20 protein-coding genes are annotated in these 17,715 nt (G+C 62.9%); 11 read left to right on the plus strand and 9 right to left on the minus strand.

The genetic code is table 11. The features are described 5' to 3' along the window. Positions 1 to 432 precede the first annotated feature (432 nt). The 4 genes from NKI16_RS06275 to NKI16_RS06290 all read left to right on the plus strand — a co-directional run bounded on the left by NKI16_RS06275 (position 433) and on the right by NKI16_RS06290 (position 4,335). Positions 433 to 756, plus strand: coding sequence for a hypothetical protein (locus NKI16_RS06275; protein WP_352620315.1), 324 nt, complete (start codon positions 433 to 435; stop codon positions 754 to 756). 92 nt (positions 757 to 848) lie between these two features. Then, entirely contained in the window at positions 849 to 2,363 is a 1,515-nt protein-coding gene (locus tag NKI16_RS06280) for an efflux RND transporter periplasmic adaptor subunit (RefSeq protein WP_352620317.1), read from the plus strand. Positions 2,364 to 2,375: 12 nt separating this feature from the next. Beyond that, positions 2,376 to 3,119 carry an ABC transporter ATP-binding protein gene (locus NKI16_RS06285; protein WP_352588246.1) on the plus strand — a complete coding sequence of 248 codons (744 nt, stop codon included), beginning with the start codon at positions 2,376 to 2,378 and terminating at the stop codon, positions 3,117 to 3,119. Positions 3,120 to 3,156: 37 nt separating this feature from the next. Continuing rightward, a complete protein-coding gene (locus tag NKI16_RS06290) occupies positions 3,157 to 4,335 on the plus strand; it encodes an ABC transporter permease (RefSeq protein WP_352640830.1) in 1,179 nt (392 codons plus the stop codon). 146 nt (positions 4,336 to 4,481) lie between these two features. On the opposite strand, the gene NKI16_RS06295 is transcribed toward NKI16_RS06290, so the two are convergent. From NKI16_RS06295 to NKI16_RS06315, 5 genes are all read right to left on the minus strand, one after another. Further along, on the minus strand, positions 4,482 to 4,955 hold the full coding sequence (locus NKI16_RS06295) for a DUF992 domain-containing protein (RefSeq protein ID WP_023675329.1): 474 nt from the start codon (positions 4,953 to 4,955) through the stop codon (positions 4,482 to 4,484). Positions 4,956 to 5,091: 136 nt separating this feature from the next. Then, positions 5,092 to 5,937, minus strand: coding sequence for a tetratricopeptide repeat protein (locus tag NKI16_RS06300; protein WP_352448270.1), 846 nt, complete (start codon positions 5,935 to 5,937; stop codon positions 5,092 to 5,094). A 161-nt stretch (positions 5,938 to 6,098) separates the two neighbouring features. Then, entirely contained in the window at positions 6,099 to 6,371 is a 273-nt protein-coding gene (rpsU, locus tag NKI16_RS06305) for a 30S ribosomal protein S21 (protein ID WP_023675331.1), read from the minus strand. A 264-nt stretch (positions 6,372 to 6,635) separates the two neighbouring features. Continuing rightward, complete coding sequence (locus NKI16_RS06310; protein ID WP_023675332.1) at positions 6,636 to 7,022, minus strand: SET domain-containing protein; 387 nt, start codon at positions 7,020 to 7,022, stop codon at positions 6,636 to 6,638. A 108-nt stretch (positions 7,023 to 7,130) separates the two neighbouring features. Beyond that, positions 7,131 to 7,889, minus strand: coding sequence for an SDR family oxidoreductase (locus tag NKI16_RS06315; protein WP_352620322.1), 759 nt, complete (start codon positions 7,887 to 7,889; stop codon positions 7,131 to 7,133). Positions 7,890 to 7,903: 14 nt separating this feature from the next. Between NKI16_RS06315 and NKI16_RS06320 the strand changes: the two genes are divergently transcribed. Further along, complete coding sequence (locus NKI16_RS06320; RefSeq protein ID WP_352620324.1) at positions 7,904 to 8,827, plus strand: hypothetical protein; 924 nt, start codon at positions 7,904 to 7,906, stop codon at positions 8,825 to 8,827. Between the two features lie 47 nt (positions 8,828 to 8,874). Here the strand turns inward: NKI16_RS06320 and NKI16_RS06325 are convergent, their stop codons facing one another. Continuing rightward, complete coding sequence (locus NKI16_RS06325; RefSeq protein ID WP_352620326.1) at positions 8,875 to 9,249, minus strand: YrdB family protein; 375 nt, start codon at positions 9,247 to 9,249, stop codon at positions 8,875 to 8,877. Positions 9,250 to 9,448: 199 nt separating this feature from the next. Here NKI16_RS06325 and NKI16_RS06330 point away from each other — a divergent pair, with 199 nt between their 5' ends. From NKI16_RS06330 to NKI16_RS06350, 5 genes are read left to right on the plus strand one after another with little or no spacing between them, the layout of a single operon-like run. Next, positions 9,449 to 10,702: a sarcosine oxidase subunit beta gene (locus tag NKI16_RS06330; RefSeq protein ID WP_352620327.1), complete on the plus strand. Its 1,254-nt coding sequence runs from the start codon at positions 9,449 to 9,451 to the stop codon at positions 10,700 to 10,702. After that, positions 10,702 to 11,124 carry a hypothetical protein gene (locus NKI16_RS06335; protein ID WP_023675337.1) on the plus strand — a complete coding sequence of 141 codons (423 nt, stop codon included), beginning with the start codon at positions 10,702 to 10,704 and terminating at the stop codon, positions 11,122 to 11,124. The genes NKI16_RS06330 and NKI16_RS06335 overlap by 1 nt, the downstream gene beginning before the upstream one ends. 8 nt (positions 11,125 to 11,132) lie before the next feature. After that, positions 11,133 to 11,429, plus strand: coding sequence for a sarcosine oxidase subunit delta (locus NKI16_RS06340; RefSeq protein ID WP_352620329.1), 297 nt, complete (start codon positions 11,133 to 11,135; stop codon positions 11,427 to 11,429). Next, positions 11,426 to 14,419: a sarcosine oxidase subunit alpha gene (locus NKI16_RS06345; RefSeq protein ID WP_352922341.1), complete on the plus strand. Its 2,994-nt coding sequence runs from the start codon at positions 11,426 to 11,428 to the stop codon at positions 14,417 to 14,419. The genes NKI16_RS06340 and NKI16_RS06345 overlap by 4 nt, the downstream gene beginning before the upstream one ends. Next, positions 14,412 to 14,990 (plus strand): sarcosine oxidase subunit gamma, encoded by a 579-nt coding sequence (locus tag NKI16_RS06350; protein WP_352620334.1) that lies wholly within the window; start codon positions 14,412 to 14,414, stop codon positions 14,988 to 14,990. The genes NKI16_RS06345 and NKI16_RS06350 overlap by 8 nt, the downstream gene beginning before the upstream one ends. Here NKI16_RS06350 and NKI16_RS34050 read toward each other — a convergent pair. Together NKI16_RS34050 and NKI16_RS06360 are read right to left on the minus strand one after the other, a co-directional pair. Then, entirely contained in the window at positions 14,950 to 15,609 is a 660-nt protein-coding gene (locus NKI16_RS34050; protein ID WP_502897566.1) for a hypothetical protein, read from the minus strand. The genes NKI16_RS06350 and NKI16_RS34050 overlap by 41 nt on opposite strands. A 190-nt stretch (positions 15,610 to 15,799) precedes the next feature. After that, positions 15,800 to 16,441, minus strand: coding sequence for a TetR/AcrR family transcriptional regulator (locus NKI16_RS06360; protein ID WP_023675343.1), 642 nt, complete (start codon positions 16,439 to 16,441; stop codon positions 15,800 to 15,802). A 262-nt stretch (positions 16,442 to 16,703) separates the two neighbouring features. Between NKI16_RS06360 and NKI16_RS06365 the strand changes: the two genes are divergently transcribed. Further along, complete coding sequence (locus NKI16_RS06365) at positions 16,704 to 17,144, plus strand: hypothetical protein (protein WP_352922344.1); 441 nt, start codon at positions 16,704 to 16,706, stop codon at positions 17,142 to 17,144. A gap of 41 nt (positions 17,145 to 17,185) precedes the next feature. On the opposite strand, the gene NKI16_RS06370 is transcribed toward NKI16_RS06365, so the two are convergent. Beyond that, the gene (locus tag NKI16_RS06370; RefSeq protein ID WP_031211357.1) at positions 17,186 to 17,680 is read right to left on the minus strand and encodes a MaoC family dehydratase; all 495 of its coding nucleotides are present in this window, start codon (positions 17,678 to 17,680) and stop codon (positions 17,186 to 17,188) included. Positions 17,681 to 17,715 lie beyond the last annotated feature (35 nt).

Raw genomic sequence — 17,715 nt, forward strand, 5'->3', positions numbered from 1 at the left:
TGATACTGGCTGACGCCGATTGCGATGTTCACGCCGTTCTACCAATCGATTTAGCAGCACCTCAACCGACGTATATCCCAGATACTGGTTGCCAGCTTCCGCAAATATGGTTAATATATTAGCAAGAAGAAATATTCCCGCTTACAGTCGTACTGGAGCACGACAATGGGCGCTGCCGATTTGCGCAGGCCAAGTATTGCGGCGATTCTGTGCGCCGCAGAGGGCCCTTCATCCGAAAGAGTCTTGTCACCCGAAAGAGTCTTGGGAGGCCCGGCGGCTTAAAGCCGTTGCTGGCGGCCTCATAACTTCCGCATCCCCCACAGCATAATCGATCGAGCCGAATCGAGGGCTTTGTTGCGCCCTCATGCTGCCGACCAGTGCCAGAGATGGCCTGCGCAGCACCCTCTAGCTCTGGCAAAATCGGAGGAGAACATGATTATCAGACATAGTGGTTTAAAGGTGGCCGCGGTTGTCGCCTTCTGGGGCGGAACACTGTTGCTCGGAACAGGCGGAGCGCTAGCGCAGAACGCCTGTCCTGGCGTGTCGGCGACGCAGTGCACGGACTTCTGCGGCACCGCTGGCGTGGCCTCCTGCACAAAGACGGGGTCGGTTCCGGACTGCGTGTGCAATGAGACCAAGAAGGATGTGAATGGCAATGCGTTCGGCACGGCAACGCAGGATACGGCTGAAGGCCAAGGCAACATTGGCAACAAGACCGAGACGGCCTGCGAGGGTAATCCCGGCCACTGCAAGTAGTAATATCCGAAATTTTCGAATAAACGTCTATGTATTTGGCTGTTGATGGGTTTATTCTATAGGTTTGTAGAATTCCTCTGCGGCACTGCCAAGTGCAGATTAAAGAGCTGGAAGGGATTACCTTTCCCTTCCGGCTCAGAGGTGGTCAGAACATGATGCGCAGCGTTTTGTTCGTTACGGTAATCCTCGGCGCGGCGGTAACGCCCGGGAGTTCCATGGGACCGACACCATCGGCGACTTCCGGCCAGGTTTTGTCGGCCTTCAATCAGCTCTCAGCTCTCCTCAAGCCGTCCTCCATCAGGCCCGATACCCCCGCCTATCGCTCGCAAGCCGTGGAGCGCGGCGATATCGTCACAACGGTGCAGGCGGCTGGCACGCTGAACGCGCTAGTTATGGTGGAAGTCGGTTCTCAGCTCTCGGGTCGGGTGAAGGAACTCTATGTCGACTTCAACTCCAAGGTCACCAAAGGCCAGGTGATAGCCCGGGTTGAGCCGGAGATTTACGAAGCGAGAGTAGCGCAAGCCCTTGCCGAACGGGAGATGGCGCAAACGCAGGTTTCGGTACATCGGGCGCAGATCGAGCGGGCCAGGGCAGAGATGGAGACCGCCGAGGCCAGATATGATTCTGCAGCCGCACAGACTACACGCGCCGAAATCGCGCTCGATGGTGCGGCGCAGGAAGTGAACCGCAAACGTTCCCTGGCTAAGCAGAAGATCATCGCGGTGGGAGAATGGGAGCGGGAGAATACCGCGCACAATTCTGCCAAGGCGCAGGCGACTGCCGCCCAGGCCGAGGAACTGTCGCAATCGGCAGTCGTTCGAGCCGCCAAGGCGACCCTCAACATGGCAGAAGCGGAGCTCGCCAACACGCTTGCCCAGGTGAAGCAGAAGGAAGCGGTGCTTCAGCAGGCCCAAATTGATCTTGACCGCACCTATGTACGCGCGCCGGTCACCGGCACGGTGGTCAATCGCGCCGTCAGTGGCGGTCAGACCCTGGCGGCTAGCCTGCAGACCCCGATACTGTTCACCATAGCTCAAGACCTGACTGAGATGCAGGTGGAAGCTTCCGTGGTGGAAGCCGACATTAGCCGTTTTGCGCTCGGGCAGCCGGTTACTTTCACTGCCGATGCCTATCCCGACCGAATTTTCACCGGCACGGTAAAACAGATACGCAAGGCACCGCAGGTCGTTCAAAACGTCGTCACATACATAGTGGTGGTCGGTACGCAAAATTCCGATGAGCTGCTGTTGCCCGGCATGACCGCCAATCTGAGCGTGGTAATGGCTAAGCGACATGGGGTCTTGAAAGTGCCCAATGCGGCCCTGCGTTTTCGGCCGCCGAGTGATACCGGGGACGAGGCGCGATCGACCGCGCCGGCCATTGCCAAAACGGGCGTAGAGGCGGGAAGCCCGGGCGAGGTATTTGTATTTGGGCCAGACCGCGAGCCGAAGCTTGTTTTGCTCCGGCTTGGAATCACCGACGGTCGTGCAACAGAGGTGCTGGCAGGCGACCTGACTGAGGGGCAGCAGGTCATTACGGGGCTTGCCACTGCTCCGCGTCGGGACGATGACGCGTCTTCCGTCCTGGTCAAGTTCCGGTTGTGGTGAGGTCAGGTATCCATGGCTCTGATTGACGTCGACCGGCTGCGCCATTGCTACCGTGTTGGCGGAGAGCCGGTGTGGGCGCTCGAAGGGGTGACCATGACGATTCAACGAGGCGAATTCGTCGCGGTGATCGGATCTTCAGGATCGGGCAAGTCTACCTTCATGAACATACTGGGCTGCCTCGACAGTCCGAGTGAAGGCCGCTATCGGCTGAACGGGGTAAACGTCGGTGGACTCCATCACGATGAACTCGCTGCGATCCGCAATAGGAACATCGGTTTCGTGTTTCAGTCGTTCAATCTGCTGCCGCGGGCCAGCGCACTAGAAAATGTGGAACTGCCGCTTGTCTATCGCCGCATGTGGGCTGGTGAGCGGCGGCGCGCAGCGCTGGCGATGCTGGCCAAGGTGGGGCTCGCCGATCGGGCCAGACATACTCCTGCCGAACTCTCGGGCGGACAACAGCAGCGCGTTGCCATTGCCCGCGCCCTGGTGACGGAGCCTTTACTTTTACTGGCCGATGAACCCACTGGTGCGCTCGACAGCCAGACAGGGCTGGAGATCATGGCAATTTTCCGCCGACTCAATGGAGAGGGCCTGACCATTGTGCTGGTCACCCATGAGGCTGAGATAGCTGCCCATACGGATCGCATTGTAGCCTTTCGAGACGGCCGCGTTCTGTCAGACACCCCTGTCATACAGCAAGTCCGACCTTTGGATGACACTCGCCGTCTAGCGCTGGCGTACAACAATGTCCGGTAGCACAAGAACCGCCCTGCGATCATTACGCTCCCATCATATGCGCAGCGCGCTCACCATGTTGGGCATCATCATCGGTGTGGCCGCTGTCGTGGTGATGATCGCGATCGGGGTTGGTGCGCGCGAACGGATCACTGCGCAGATCCGCAGCCTCGGCGCCAACCTCATCAGCGTCAGTCCGGGCAGTGCGAAGATGGGCAGCGTGCGGCTTGGGGCCGGTGGCGCGCCGCGGCTGAGTGAAGAGGACGCGGCGGCGATCGGAATGGAAATCCCCGGCGTCGTGGTGGCGGCGCCACTCCTCTACGCCCGCGAGCAGTTCACGATCGGCTCCGCCAATTGGCAAGGCGTGCTTCGCGGCGTGACGCCGGAATATTTCTCAGCGCGCGAGTGGAGGGTTATTGCCGGGCAGGAGATGACCCCGGAGGACAACAACCGCGTCGCCAACGTGGTGCTCCTCGGAACGACGATGCGGGAGAAGTTGTTCGGAAAAGCCGATCCGCTGGGCGCCGCGATCCGCATCCGCGACGTGCCGTTCACGGTGATCGGACTGCTGGAGCGGAAGGGCCAGAGCGTGTGGGGCGATGATCAGGACGATGTGGCACTTGTGCCGCTGAGGACGGCGCGACGTCAGTTCATTGGCACGAGCCGTGCCAATCCGACCTTCGTACACAACATCACCGTCAAGTTCGCCGATTGGACCTCGGCCGAGGACACGATGGCAGCGATCCGCCAACTCCTGTGGCAGCGTCACCGGTTGCGGACGGGTCAGGAAGACAGCTTCATGGTGAGCAACCTCGCCGAAGCTGCGAATGCCGAAGGTTCGACCACACGCGTGGTGTCGCTGCTGCTTTCGGCGGTGGCCTCAATTTCGCTGGTCGTGGGCGGGATCGGCATCATGAACATCATGCTGGCGACGGTGACGGAGCGGGTCCGCGAGATCGGACTGCGGCTTGCGGTGGGCGCGCGACGGCGAGATATCCTTGCCCAGTTTCTCGTTGAGGCAGCAACGCTTGCCCTGCTCGGGGGTATTCTAGGTGCTGGTATTGGGATTGTTGCTGCAATCGCCCTTGGGTCTATCGCTCAATGGCCGGTGATCATCGATCTCAGCGCCGTCCTGCTGGCTATCGGCTTTGCCGCGGCTGTAGGCGTCTTTTTCGGCTACTATCCCGCCCGCAAGGCCGCAAGCCTACAGCCGATCGAAGCGCTGCGCGCAGAATGAGTTTGGCGCCACCGCGCGATCATCGGTCAATTTCGAAGCCGCAAGGCGCCCAATCAAAAGGCTGCCACGCGCCGGCGACTACGCGACGCGGAACCGTCCTATCCCGGCGCATGATGAAAGGCCACGGCCGTATTTGCCAGAGGCCGCTATTTGAACGAATGGATCAGGTCCAGCGAAGTGACGGCGACCGCCAGGTTGACGCCGGTCTGTGCCTGGACACTGAGCGGCTGCAGCGAAAAGGCGCTGTCGAGGCCGCCGACCAGGAGATTGGCGCCGCCACCGGTGACCACGCTGGCCTCGGCGTTCACGCCATAGTAGCTGCCGGCAAGGTCACCTTCATCGTGGTTGCGGGTCGCCGCCAGAACCGCCCATACCAGCTGGCCCTGATGCGTCCGGCCGACATCGACGCCGAGCTTGGAAATCACCCCGGTATAGACTTCGGAGGGGCCACCACGATGCGGACGAAAGACACAGGAAACACCCTTGTTGGAGGTGACGAGATAGGCCGTGCCGCCGTCGATGGTGCAGTCGAGCACGCCGAGCTGGAGCTTGCTGGCGCTGGCGGGAGCGGCAACGACGGTCGTGGCGAGAGCAGCGGCACAGGCGAGTTTCTTGATCATGGCAGGGTCCTTTCGAAATTGCCTTGTACAAACGGCTGAGCACGCCGAGCGTTCCGCCGAAAACTTGGCGCCAGCAAGGCGAAGCTAAACGCAGGGTTGTCGGAGTGCGGAAACGGAGGCCCGATTAACCGGCCGCTCAGCCGGCACTGGTGCGGGCCAGGCCGTCCTTGGCCGGCTGGTAGGTCGGATTGAGGTGCACGGCTTCGCGGTAGGATTTCGCGGCCCTGACCTTGTCGCCGCGCCGCTCGTAGATCAATGCCTGGTTGGACCAGGCCTCGGCATTCTTGCCGTCGAGCTTGATGGCCATGTTGAAGTCGGCGAAGGCATTGTCCTCGTCGTTCATGGCAAGGTAGGAGAGGCCGCGCCCGTTGTAAGGCTCGGAGGCATCCGGCGCCAGCGAAATGGCGGTCGAGAAATCCTCGATGGCAAAGGCGTGCTGGCCCTGACTCTGGTAGATCAGGCCGCGATTGTGATAGGCGCGCGCATCGGTCGTGTCGAGCTGGATGGCCTTCTGGAAATCGTTGAAGGCTTCCTGGACCCGGCCCGCCCTGCGGTAGAGATTGCCGCGGCCGATATAGGCGGCGTCATAGTTGGAATTGATCTGGATCGAGCGGTTGTAGTCGGCGAGCGCGCTCGCCTGATCGCCGAGGAAGCGCTGGATGAGCGCCCGGTTCGAATAGGCCTGGTAAAAATTCGGATTGAGCTGGATGGCGGTGTTGAAGTCCTTCAGCGCCGCCTGGTACTGGCCGCCGCGGCCATAGGCCGAGCCGCGCACATTGTAGGCTTCCGGATCCTGGGGGTTGCGCTGGATCACCGCCGACAGCGAGGAGATGTTCTCGCTCGAGGCTTGCGCCTTGTCGATGTTGTTGAACTCGCCGGTCGGAACGCTCTGGCAGCTGGCAAGCGCCATCCCGGAAAGCAGGGCTGCCGTCAGGGCGAGGCCGCGCCACGCGGTTCTGCGCTCTACGGTAATTGCGTCCATGTCTGCCCTGTCCTTACTGCGCCGTCTGGTCCGTTCCCCCTCCGAACCGGCATCTCTCCCAACCGGTCCTCTCGGACCGGGTCGAACTCACAACAAAAAGGTGGCGGCGATTCCGCATCGCGCCACCTTGGATATCCTTGGAAAAGGACGAAAAATTGACGTCAGAACCGCGGCGGACGCGGAGCACCGGCACCGGCAGCACCGGCCGCGACCGGACGCGGCGTCATCGGCAGCAGGCCTTCGCGCTGGGCGCGCTTGCGGGCCAGCTTGCGGGCGCGGCGCACGGCTTCCGCCTTTTCACGGGCGCGCTTCTCGGAGGGCTTCTCGTAATGTCCGCGCATCTTCATTTCGCGGAAGATGCCTTCGCGCTGCATCTTTTTCTTGAGCGCGCGAAGCGCCTGATCAACATTGTTGTCGCGGACGAGTACCTGCACGTGCAATCCTGTCTTTCGGGTTTGAAATCAACAGGCAAGCGGCCACAGCCGCAAGCCTCCGCGGCGCGTTACACCACGAATTGGGGCGGCTGATAGCAGAATCAAGGGGCTCTGTCCACAGCCGATTGAGAGGCGGTCCCGATCCGGAAACGAAAAACCCGCCTCGGCGGGGTCATTGGTGTGAATCAACACCATATCGAGTTTAGTAGCATAGCTGCCGGCACAAAGCAAGAACAAAATTCGCCTCGGGCCAGATAGGCGCCGCTACGCCGTGGCCAGGTGGAGCTGCTCGAAACCCTCGAAGAACTCGCCGTAGTCGCAGGTTATCTCCTCGCCGGCGGCGATGTCGCGGGTTGCGGTGGCCCCGCCATATTGCGAAAAGTCGGTGTTCGGCTTGTCGGCGTGGTTCATGAAGCGGCCATTGTCGACCTCATAGACCATGAAGCCCGGCCGGTCCGGACTGGGATAGGCATATCTGTCGAGCAATTCCTTGAGGTGCGGCGGCGCTGCCTCGTATCTTTCCATCGGGATCAGCCGGTCGAAGTCCGGATCGAGCCGCCAGATCTGCGCGCCTTTCCGGATAGGCTCGGCGGCGAACACGCCGACGCCTTCGATTGCGCTCGCGGCGATATAGGTTCTGATCAGCAGCATGTTTCCAATCCGTCTTCGAGGCGAAGACGGAATCGTCAAATCGCCGGAAAAAGCAAGGCCGGTTTTTCAGGCATTGCGGCTGGCGGGCCCACGCCGACCGCGAAACCTTCACGTCCGGGTGATCGAGACGCCGCCGTCGGCGAACAGTGCCGTGCCGGTGGTGAAGCTCGATGCATCGGAAGCCAGGTAAAGCGCCGAGCGGGCGATCTCGTCAGGCTCGGCGACGCGCTTCAAGGCATGCAGGTTTTCGACGAAGGCCCGCGATTCAGGGGTCTTGAATGTCGCCGAAGGCGTGTCGGTGCCGCCCGGCAGCAGCGCGTTGACTCGAATCCCCTTGGCGCCAAATTCGGCGGCCAGCACCTGCGTCAATCCGATCAGTCCGGCCTTGCTCGCGGCATAGCTGGTCATGCCGGGCATGCCGACCGTGTAGCCGACGAAGGTGGAGGTGAAGATCAACGAGCCGCCGCCGCGTTCGACCATCGCCGGCACCTGGTATTTCGCGCCGAGAAAGGCGCTGGTCAGATTGGTATCGAGCGTCTCGCGCCAGCCCTCCAGCGACAGCTCCGAAACCGGCCCCATCCTACCGACCGAGCCGGCATTGTTGAAGGCGATGTCGAGCCCGCCGAATTTCTCGACCGCCAGGTCGACCAGGACTTTCGCGTAGGCTTCGTCACGGACATCGCCGGCAAGAGCGACGGCGGTGCCGTCGGCGTCTTCGATTTCGGCAACCAGCGCATCGAGTTCCGCCTGGCGGCGGGCGGCGACGACGAGCCTGGCGCCTTGCTCGGCAAAGAGTTTTGCCGTGGCGCGGCCGATGCCGGAGCTGGCGCCGGTGACGATGGCAACTTTGTTGATAAGTGCGAGCATTTTTTGCATCCTTTTTGGCGCCGGCCCTTGCCGGCAATCGGGATGCTTGGTCGCAGATCGGGGCGGCGCGAGCCACCCGATACCTGCGCTGTCGCGGACAGCGCTTCTTGACGTCCGCTGGCCACCAGGCTACGGCTCGTCATCCAAAAGCTCGCGGGTGGACGCGCCACCCATTTGCAATGACCCCCCAAGACATGATGAGCAAGTTGCTGGTGCCCGGCTACGAGGGCGACAGCGAGTTGACGTTCGCTCTTCAATCGGAATTTCACAAAGGCTTTCCGCTCGAAAACCTCCGGCCGCTGTTGACGTCCGACAACCTTCATACGCAAGCCGCCGCCGCTTTTTTGGTGGCCGAAATCAGCCCAAGGCTAAGCTGCAATATGAATTGCGTCGTCGCGGAGATCGCCGATCTGCTCGATAGTGAATCTTCGGGTATCCGGTTCGACGCAATCGAGGCGCTTCTGGGATGCACGACCCCTGCGGACGGCGCCATTCTCGGCCGCGTGATGCTGCGGCTGGATGACGAACATGCCGGCGTTCAGTGGAGAGTCGTCCAGTTCATCTGCCTTGCGGAGTGCTGGCAGCTAAGGCTTGCGGTGGAAAATGCCGCCGCGCTTCGCCCGGACTCGGCTTTCACCACACTGGTCAATGCCTATGGTCACTATATCATGCCGAGCTCCAAGGACCTGCCACGGTTGCTCGCGAATCCGGATGCGGTGTTGCGGCGCTTTGCTGCGGCAGTGGCTATCAGGCCGCGCGAGGTGATCGTCGAGCGCTTCGTGGCCATGGCGGAGCAGTCGGACGACGCGGAAATTCGTAAAATCGCTGCCGATTGCCGCAAAGGCTATTTGCGGCCGACCTATGCAATCGGCCCGTCCATCCTGAAGCGTGCTCCGGCTGACCCGTCAAAAGGCGAAGCTCAGAACAGCGACCGTTGAAAGCACGGCGCAAAACGGCAAGCGCCGTCGCAAACAGTGCAAGGCGACTATTGCCTAAGCAGCCAGCCGAGCCGATCGAGCGAAAATGCGTAGCTGACGGCGATCAGCAGGGCGACGGCTATGCCGGCTGTCGTGTAACCGGCCAGGTGGAATCCGGCAGCGCCGCCGAACAGGATGACGAGTTCGAGCACCAGCCGCAAACCGCCCGGCACCGGAACCGGCGCCCGCCCCGAGCGGCTCGGATCGTTCGGCACCGCGAAGATTCCCCAGAGCGCGGCGGCAACGAACGGCAATGCCACGGCAAGGATCCAGCGCCACATGCCCGCTGAGAGGCTCCAGCCCGCCATGCCGAGGCCGAGCAAAGCGGCGAGCTCCAGCAAGAAGCGCAATGTCAGATTCCACCAGACGTTACCCACCGCCATAATCCTCCGATCGTCAGGCGACGGATAGCGGTGGAAGGCAATTGCATCAACCTGCCCGGATGCGGCTTTTTCACCACGGCGCAAAACGGCAAGCGCCGTCGCAAACAGTGCAAGGCTGGCAGCACGGTTTCGCTAGTGATACAGCTCGCGCGCCGGGGTTGGCTGATCTGCCCGGCCGCCATTTGCGAGGCCTGCAACGTTGAAGAAATACTCGGTATTCGCCATCGCCCGCGAGGCCATGCGCGGTCATAGAGGCTGGGAGGAACAGTGGTCCTCGCCGGAGCCGAAGAAGGAGTACGACGTCATCATCGTCGGCGCCGGCGGCCACGGCCTGGCCACCGCCTATTATCTCGCCACCGTGCACGGCATCACCAACGTAGCGGTATTGGAAAAAGGCTGGCTCGGCGGCGGCAATACCGGGCGCAACACCACCATCATCCGCTCGAACTATCTCTACGACGAGAGCGCCGGCATCTACGACCATGCGCTGAAGCTGTGGGACGGGCTCAGCCAGGAGCTCAACTACAACGTCATGTATTCGCCGCGCGGCGTCATGATGCTCGCCCACAACATCCACGACATCCAGGTGCTGAAGCGGCACGTCCACGCCAACCGGCTGAACGGCATCGACAATGAATGGCTGACGCCGGAGCAGGCAAAGGAATTCTGCCCGCCGCTCAACATTTCGCGCGATGCGCGCTACCCGGTTATGGGTGCTGCCCTGCAGCGCCGCGGCGGCACGGCGCGCCACGATGCGGTCGCCTGGGGCTATGCGCGCGGCGCCTCGGCGCGCGGCGTCCACATCATCCAGAATTGCGAGGTCACCGGCGTCAAACGGGCGCCGAACGGCGCGGTCACCGGCGTCGAGACGACGCGCGGCTTCATCGGCGCCAGGAAGGTCGGCGTGGTCGCCGCCGGCCATTCCTCGGTGATCATGAACATGGCCGGCGTGCGCATGCCGCTGGAAAGCTATCCGCTGCAGGCGCTGGTGTCGGAGCCGGTCAAGCCGGTGGTGCCTTGCGTGGTGATGTCGAACACCGTGCATGCCTATATCTCGCAATCCGACAAGGGCGAGCTCGTCATCGGCGCCGGCACCGACCAGTATGTCTCCTATTCGCAGACCGGCGGGCTGCACATTTTGCAACATACGCTGGACGCCATCTGCGAGATGTTCCCGATCTTCACGCGCATGAAGATGCTGCGCTCATGGGGCGGCATCGTCGACGTGACGCCGGACCGTTCGCCGATCCTGGCCAAGACGCCGGTGCCCGGCCTCTATGTCAATTGCGGCTGGGGCACGGGCGGTTTCAAGGCGACGCCGGGTTCGGGCCATGTCTTTGCCCATACGATCGCCAGGGACGATCCGCACCCGATCAACGCGCCCTTCACCATAGAGCGCTTCCGCACCGGCCGCCTCATCGACGAGGCGGCGGCGGCGGCGGTGGCGCACTGATGATGACCGAGATGGCCGTCGCCATGCCGCTGATGCTCGCCGGCGAGCAAGGCCTGTTCCATATCCCCACGCCAGAGGAGGTGCGCCTGCAGCCCATCAGCCGCGCCGGCAATGAAGCGGATTGGCCGTTTTCCGTCGACGAGGGTGTACTCGCCTGCGCCTGGAGCGCCGGTCAGAGAGTGGTCACCTTTATGGAGAACCGGCCAGCCGATCTCGAGGAAGGCGAAAAATTCGAGCGGCGCTACGTCATCGTGACGACCGAACCGATGACGCTTTCGGTCGGCAATATGGCGTATCGCGACCTTTTCCGCCCGGTAGCCAGCATTGAGGAGCGCATCCGGCTGGTCGCGCCCTTCGTGACGATGGGCCAGAGGCTTTGCGACCAACCTGCCGGCGCTCGCGTCGGCCACGGCGAACTGTAGGACCAACCATGCTTCTCATCCGCTGCCCCTATTGCGAGGAAGAGCGTCCGGAGCTCGAATTCCGCAACGCCGGCGAGGCGCATATCGCGCGTTCCCCAAACATCGCCGGCGAGAGCGACGACGATTTTGAAAAGTTCTTTTTCATCCGCTCCAATCCCAAGGGGATCATCTATGAGCGCTGGCGGCACATGCATGGCTGCGCGCGGTTCTTCAATGCCGTGCGCGACACCGTCAGCGACAGGTTCCTGATGACCTACAAGGCCGGCGAGCCGAAGCCCGTAAAACTGCCGGGAGCCGCCAAATGAGCGCCACGTTCCGCATTGCCGGCGCCGGGCGGCTCAAACAGGCAAAGATAGCTGGCTTCAGCTTCGACGGCCGCCCCTATACCGGCATCGAGGGCGATACGTTGGCCTCGGCGCTGCTTGCAAACGGCGTCCATCTCGTCGGCCGCTCGTTCAAGTACCACCGGCCGCGCGGTTTTCTGTCGGCTGGGGCCGAAGAGCCGAACGCGCTGGTCGAGATCAAGCGCGACGCGGCACGCAAGACGCCGAACGTGCGTGCCACGGTGCAGGAACTCTATGACGGATTGACCGCACAGTCGCAGAACCGCTGGCCGTCGCTCGCTTTCGACATCGGTGCCGTCAGCAGTATTGCCTCGCCGATGCTTTCGGCCGGCTTCTACTACAAGACCTTCATGTGGCCGAAGGCCGCGTGGAAAAACCTCTACGAGCCCAAGATCCGCGCCGCCGCCGGTCTCGGCGTCGCTCCTGACCAGCCGGATCCCGACCACTATTCGGCGCGCTTCGCCCATTGCGAGGTGCTGGTACTTGGCGGCGGTGCCGCGGGCATCGCCGCGGCATTGGCCGCGGCCGAGACCGGCGCGCGCGTTTTCCTTGCCGACGAGCAGGCGGAATTCGGCGGCAGTCTGCGCTTCGAGAGCGGCGCGAAGATCGAAGGCCAGGACGGCTTTTCCTGGGTGCAATCGGCTCTCGCCAAGTTGAGCGCGATGGACAATGTCCGCGTGCTGCCGCGTACCACGGCCTTCGGCTATTACGCGCAGAATTTCGTCGGGCTGGTCGAGCGCGTCAGCGACCATCTGCAGAACCCCGGCCGCGACCTGCCGCGCGAGCGGCTGTGGCAGGTTCGCGCCAAACACGTGGTGCTGGCGACCGGCGCCATCGAGCGCCACATGGTGTTTGCCGATAACGACCGCCCCGGCATCATGCTGGCGTCGGCGGCGCGCACCTATCTCAACCATTACGGCGTCGCCGTCGGCAGGAATATCGGCGTCTATACGGCGAACGATTCCGCCTATGCGGCGGCGATCGACCTGAAAAAGGCCGGCATCAACGTGGCGGCGATTGTCGACCTGCGCGACAACCCGACCGGGCCGGCGATCGACGAGGCGAGGGCGCTCGGCATCGAGGTCAATTTCGGCCGCGCGGTGATCCGCGCCGGCGGCAAATTGCGGGTGTCGTCGATGACCGTGCAGCCGAAGAATGGCGGCGGCGAGCGCACCATCCCGGTTGACGCGATTCTGATGTCGGCCGGCTGGACGCCATCGGTGCATCTGTTCTCGCAATCGCGCGGCAAGGTCGCCTTCAATGACGAGACCAAGCGCTTCGTGCCCGGAATTTATGCGCAGGACTGCGTCTCGGTCGGCGCCTGCAACGGTACCGACGGGCTGTCGGCGACGATCGACGAGGCCTATGCAGCGGGCGCGAAGGCGGCCAAGGACGCCGGCAGCAGGCCGGCCAAGGGCACCAAGCCGAAGGTCGACGCCGGCGAGAGCTGGTCGCGCGGCATGCTGGGTGCAGCACGCGGCGCCGGGGCGGATACGACGGTAAAGGCGTTCGTCGATTTCCAGAACGACGTCACCGCCAAGGACATCCGCCAGGCGGTGCATGAGGGCATGCGCTCCATCGAGCACGTCAAGCGCTTCACCACCAATGGCATGGCGACCGACCAGGGCAAGACCTCCAACATGCACGGCCTGGCGATTGCCGCCGAGACGCTGGGCAAGCCGATCCCGCAGGTCGGGCTGACGACGTTCCGGGCGCCCTATACGCCGGTGACATTCGGCTCGATCGTCGGGCACGCGCGGGGTCCGCTGTTCGACCCGACCCGCAAGACCGCGATCCATCCCTGGGCCGAGCGCCAGGGCGCTGTATTCGAGGATGTCGGCCAATGGAAGCGCGCCTGGTATTTCCCGAAGCCGGGCGAGGACATATATGCCGCCGTCGACCGCGAATGCGTCACGGTGCGCAAGACAGCCGGCCTGTTTGACGCCTCGACGCTGGGCAAGATCGAGGTGGTCGGGCCGGATGCGGCCAAATTCATGGAACTGCTCTACACCAATCCATGGGAGAAGCTCGAGCCCGGCCGCTGCCGTTACGGCATCATGCTGCGCGAGGACGGCTTCATCTATGACGACGGTGTCGTCGGCAGGCTTGCACCCGACCGTTTCCATGTGACGACGACGACCGGCGGCGCGCCGCGCGTCATGAACCATATGGAAGACTATCTCCAGACCGAGTTCCCGCATCTCAACGTCTGGCTGACCTCGATCACCGAGCAATGGGCGGTGATTGCCGTGCAGGGACCGAAGTCTCGCGACATCATTGCGCCGCTGGTCGAGGGCATCGACATGTCGGATGAGGCGCTGCCGCATATGTCGGTGCGCGAAGGCCGGATCTGCGGCGTGCCGACCAGGCTGTTTCGCATGTCGTTCAGCGGTGAGCGCGGCTTCGAGATCAACGTGCCGGCCGATTACGGCGAGGCAGTCTGGGAAGCGCTATGGGCCGAGGGCCAGAAGCATGGCGCCTGTGCTTACGGCACCGAGTCCATGCATGTGCTGCGCGCTGAAAAGGGCTACATCATCGTCGGCCAGGATACCGACGGCACGGTGACGCCGAACGACGCCGGGCTCGACTGGGCGGTCGGCAAGAAGAAGACCGACTTCGTCGGCATTCGCGGCATGGCGCGGCCGGATCTGGTCGCCAAGGGCCGCAAGCAGCTTGTCGGCCTGAAGACCAGGGATCCCAAGGTGGTGCTGGAGGAGGGCGCGCAGATCGTCGCGGACCCGAAGCAAGCAATCCCGATGAAGATGATTGGCCATGTCACCTCGAGCTATTGGTCGCAAAATTGCGGCCGCTCGATCGCGCTGGGGCTGGTCGCCGGCGGCCGCGATCGCACGGGCGAGACGCTCTATGTGCCGATGCCGAACGGGGTGATCGAGGTGGAGGTCACCGGCATGGTGTTCTTCGACGAGAAGGGGGAGCGCCTCAATGGCTAAGGCCGCTTTGAAAACCGACGCCGCCGGACCCTCAGTCGAACGCCGTCCGGCTCTCGCCGGCCAGTCGCTTTCCGCCGCCGGCGTTACACTTGCCGTGCTGCCGCCGGCCGAGCGCATATCGCTGCGCGCGCCGGAAGCCTCGATTGCGGCACTTTCGAAAGCGCTCGGCGTCGTCCTGCCGCAAAGGCCGAAAACCTCGGCGGCAAAGGCCGGACGCACGGCCTTGTGGCTCGGGCCGGACGAATGGCTGGTCATCGACGAGAGCGGAAAAGATCCGCGCGCCGACTGCGCAAGCATTTCCGTACTGCATTCGGCGGTCGGCATCTCGCACCGCAACGTCGCCATATCGGTTACCGGTCCGGCTGCCGCGGCGACGATCAATGCCGGCTGCCCGCAGGATCTGTCGCTCGACGCCTTTCCGGTCGGGGCGGCGTCGCGTACCATTCTCGGCAAGGTCGAAATCGTGCTGTTGCGCACGGCGGCCGACGCGTTCCGCGTCGAATGCTGGCGTTCCTTTTCCGATTATGTCTTTACTTTTCTGTCGGAGGCAGCGCGCGACGCGGCAGCATAGGCACGTTCGCCGCGCCCGACCGTTCTGCGACAGCGAGCCGAGGGAGAATGCAAATGCCGCCGAACTCCGCGCCGAAGTCGCCGGTCAAGACGCCGGCCGTGCGCTCTTTCGAAGACGAGCAGCGCACTGGGACGGATATCGAAGAGGAACTCGAGGAAGGCCTCGAGGACACATTCCCGGCCAGCGATCCGGTGTCGATCACCGGAACGGCCATTCCCGGCGCACCGGCAAGACCCGGCAAGCCCAAAAGCGTGGTGGGACAGAAGCGCAAGAAGTGATCTGCGCGGGGTGACAAAAGCAGGGCTGAGGCCGGCACGATGGGCGGCCGGAAATTGCTGCCGCCCTTTCGTTTCCTCACCGCGTATTGTCGCCCGATCGGCTCAGAAGCTGCTTGGCACGATCCACGGGTCGATGCCGATACCCAGCCTCGGGCCCTGCTGCCGGCCTTGTGGGCCGCGGCATCGGCGTTTTCAAGCGATCCGGTCGGCGCGCAATCAAGCTTCGCACCGGTCTTGGTGTCGATGCAGGTCACTTCTTGCTTGCCTGACTGATTGCTGCCGGCAAATGCGGCGACAGAGAGCGCCAGCAGGGCGGCGAGCGCGAGGATTGCCTTCTTCATCGTCGGTCTCCGGTTTCCAGTTATTGGATTCGTACATGTACGGCATTGCGTACAGATACGCCCAGGACTTATGGAGTTCAAGCAAAATCGTACATGTACGGAGAAATTGAGCGCAGGAATTGCAGAACGCTCGGCGCCGGGGCGCGGATCGTTCGGAGAAGATCCTGCAGATCGGGAGGAGTGCCGCTCTTCAGCAGTTGACCGGCGGCGTGAGCGGCGCAATCTCGTGCGCGGCGATGGCTTCGAGCATGATGTCGCCGATCCGTGTGATGAACGTCGTCTGGTCGCCGAACGGGTAGAACGGGAAGGTGATCAGCAGCGAGATGGCGCCGTGGCCGACCGCCCACAGCATGGTGGCGATGGCGCGTGGATCGCCTTTGAGCCTGCCGGCGGCAACGCAGGCTTCGACCCTCGCGATCAGCACTTTCATCGCCGGGTTGCCGCTCTCCATTTCGGCGAAGGTCTTTCCGGCTGGCGGCCTGACTTTTTCGGTCATGAAGACGGTGCGGTATTCGTTGGGATTTTCCAGCCCAAAGGCGGCGTATTCGACAAGCACCGCCTTGAGCGCCTCGATCGGGTCGTCGGCCGTATGATTTGCGATGCGCCTGGCCAAGGTCTCGAAGGCATCCTCGGCCAGCGCGAACAGGATGTCCTGCTTGTCGGCGAAATAGGAATAGACCGACATCGGCGCATAGCCAACGCGCTTGGCGAGCTTGCGGATGGTGAGGCCGTCATAGCCTTCTTCCTGGACAAGCTTGTGCGCGGCGTCGACAAGTTCGGAACGCAGTTCGGCCTTTTGTTTTTCGCGGCGCTCCTGGACGCTTAGCTGCAACTTTCTACTGCCTTATGACTGATGGCTGGATGCAGCATATATACGCTGTACGGCGTCGGGCAAGGGTGGCACGAAGCAGAAGCTTGACTGTCGCATGGCTGGCGATCGCGCTCGGCTTCGCCATGGAAGCTCTCATTCTGACCGTCAGATTTGCGGCAGGTGCCTACCCGCGACGACGCAGGTTCTGATCGAACTGGCGCAAGGCGTGACCTGGTGATTCTTCGTCTGTGCCGGCGTCAGCCTCGGCACGGCGCTCACCAAGGTGCGCGCCTCGCTCGGTGGCCTGATCGGTGCGATTTCGGCGCCACTGGCGATGGGCATCGCCAAAGGGACGCAAAAGGTTATGGTCAGCGCGCTGGACGCGGCGGCAAAGCCGGCCATCCTGTCGCTCACGACCCTAGGTGTGCTGCGGGCGATCGAATACGGGCTGCTCGGCTGGACACTGGCGTCGCTGGCATCGAAGGAAGAACCGCGTCCGCTCCATTTCGCGCTGCCAGGCGCCCTGATAGGCGCGGTATTCGGCGGCGGCATCACGGTGCTGACCATCGAGACGGCCGCGGCAAATGACGCTGCTCTCGCAATGCCACAGGCGATCGCAACCGGCCTCAACGAGATCGTGTTCCCAACCGGTTGTTCACTGGTCGTCTACATTGCGCTGCAGGTCAGCCGTCACATGAAGTACGTCGCGGCCGAAGCTAAATAGATTTGGCACAGATAGATTTGGGCTTCTCCGCCTGACGAGAGTCAGACCGCTTCCGGCTGGCGTTCGATCAGCGTCAGCGTCAGCCAGCGCGCGGTCAGCGCCGGTTTTTTCGAGCCCTCGATCTCGATCGTCACGTCGTGCGCCGTCTGCACCCACCCCGACGGCCTGACCTTGACGTCGGCCAGCACGAAACGGGTGCGGATGCGCGAGCCGGTCTTCACCGGCGCCAGGAAGCGCAGCGAATCGAAGCCGTGATTGACGCCCATCTTGCTGTTTTCCAGCGGCGGCATGGTTTCGAAGGTCATCGCCGACAACAGCGAAAGCGACAGGAAGCCATGCGCGATGGTGCCGCCGAACGGCGTTTCGCGGCTGGCGCGTTCCGGATCGCAATGGATGAACTGATGGTCGTCGGTGGCATCGGCGAACTGGTCGATCATGCGCTGGGTGACGACCCGCCATGGCGACACGCCGACTTCCTTGCCGACGTTGGCCAGAAGCACATCGAGACTGATCGGTTCCACGCTGATGTCCTCCATCTTCACCCCCGGCATTTCACTCGCCGGATGGCGTG

Source organism: Mesorhizobium sp. M0698 (genome assembly GCF_040320455.1).
Lineage (GTDB): Bacteria > Pseudomonadota > Alphaproteobacteria > Rhizobiales > Rhizobiaceae > Mesorhizobium.

What these genes read in the sequence shown, in the direction of transcription:
- NKI16_RS06335 (WP_023675337.1), top strand. Translation starts at nt 10,702, where the DNA reads ATGATGACCGAGATGGCCGTCGCCATGCCGCTGATGCTCGCCGGCGAG.
- NKI16_RS06295 (WP_023675329.1), bottom strand. Translation starts at nt 4,955, where the DNA reads ATGATCAAGAAACTCGCCTGTGCCGCTGCTCTCGCCACGACCGTCGTT.
- NKI16_RS06370 (WP_031211357.1), bottom strand. Translation starts at nt 17,680, where the DNA reads ATGGAGGACATCAGCGTGGAACCGATCAGTCTCGATGTGCTTCTGGCC.
- NKI16_RS06325 (WP_352620326.1), bottom strand. Translation starts at nt 9,249, where the DNA reads ATGGCGGTGGGTAACGTCTGGTGGAATCTGACATTGCGCTTCTTGCTG.
- NKI16_RS34050 (WP_502897566.1), bottom strand. Translation starts at nt 15,609, where the DNA reads ATGAAGAAGGCAATCCTCGCGCTCGCCGCCCTGCTGGCGCTCTCTGTC.
- NKI16_RS06315 (WP_352620322.1), bottom strand. Translation starts at nt 7,889, where the DNA reads ATGCTCGCACTTATCAACAAAGTTGCCATCGTCACCGGCGCCAGCTCC.
- NKI16_RS06345 (WP_352922341.1), top strand. Translation starts at nt 11,426, where the DNA reads ATGAGCGCCACGTTCCGCATTGCCGGCGCCGGGCGGCTCAAACAGGCA.
- NKI16_RS06285 (WP_352588246.1), top strand. Translation starts at nt 2,376, where the DNA reads ATGGCTCTGATTGACGTCGACCGGCTGCGCCATTGCTACCGTGTTGGC.
- NKI16_RS06340 (WP_352620329.1), top strand. Translation starts at nt 11,133, where the DNA reads ATGCTTCTCATCCGCTGCCCCTATTGCGAGGAAGAGCGTCCGGAGCTC.
- NKI16_RS06350 (WP_352620334.1), top strand. Translation starts at nt 14,412, where the DNA reads ATGGCTAAGGCCGCTTTGAAAACCGACGCCGCCGGACCCTCAGTCGAA.
- NKI16_RS06275 (WP_352620315.1), top strand. Translation starts at nt 433, where the DNA reads ATGATTATCAGACATAGTGGTTTAAAGGTGGCCGCGGTTGTCGCCTTC.
- NKI16_RS06310 (WP_023675332.1), bottom strand. Translation starts at nt 7,022, where the DNA reads ATGCTGCTGATCAGAACCTATATCGCCGCGAGCGCAATCGAAGGCGTC.
- NKI16_RS06290 (WP_352640830.1), top strand. Translation starts at nt 3,157, where the DNA reads ATGCGCAGCGCGCTCACCATGTTGGGCATCATCATCGGTGTGGCCGCT.
- NKI16_RS06300 (WP_352448270.1), bottom strand. Translation starts at nt 5,937, where the DNA reads ATGGACGCAATTACCGTAGAGCGCAGAACCGCGTGGCGCGGCCTCGCC.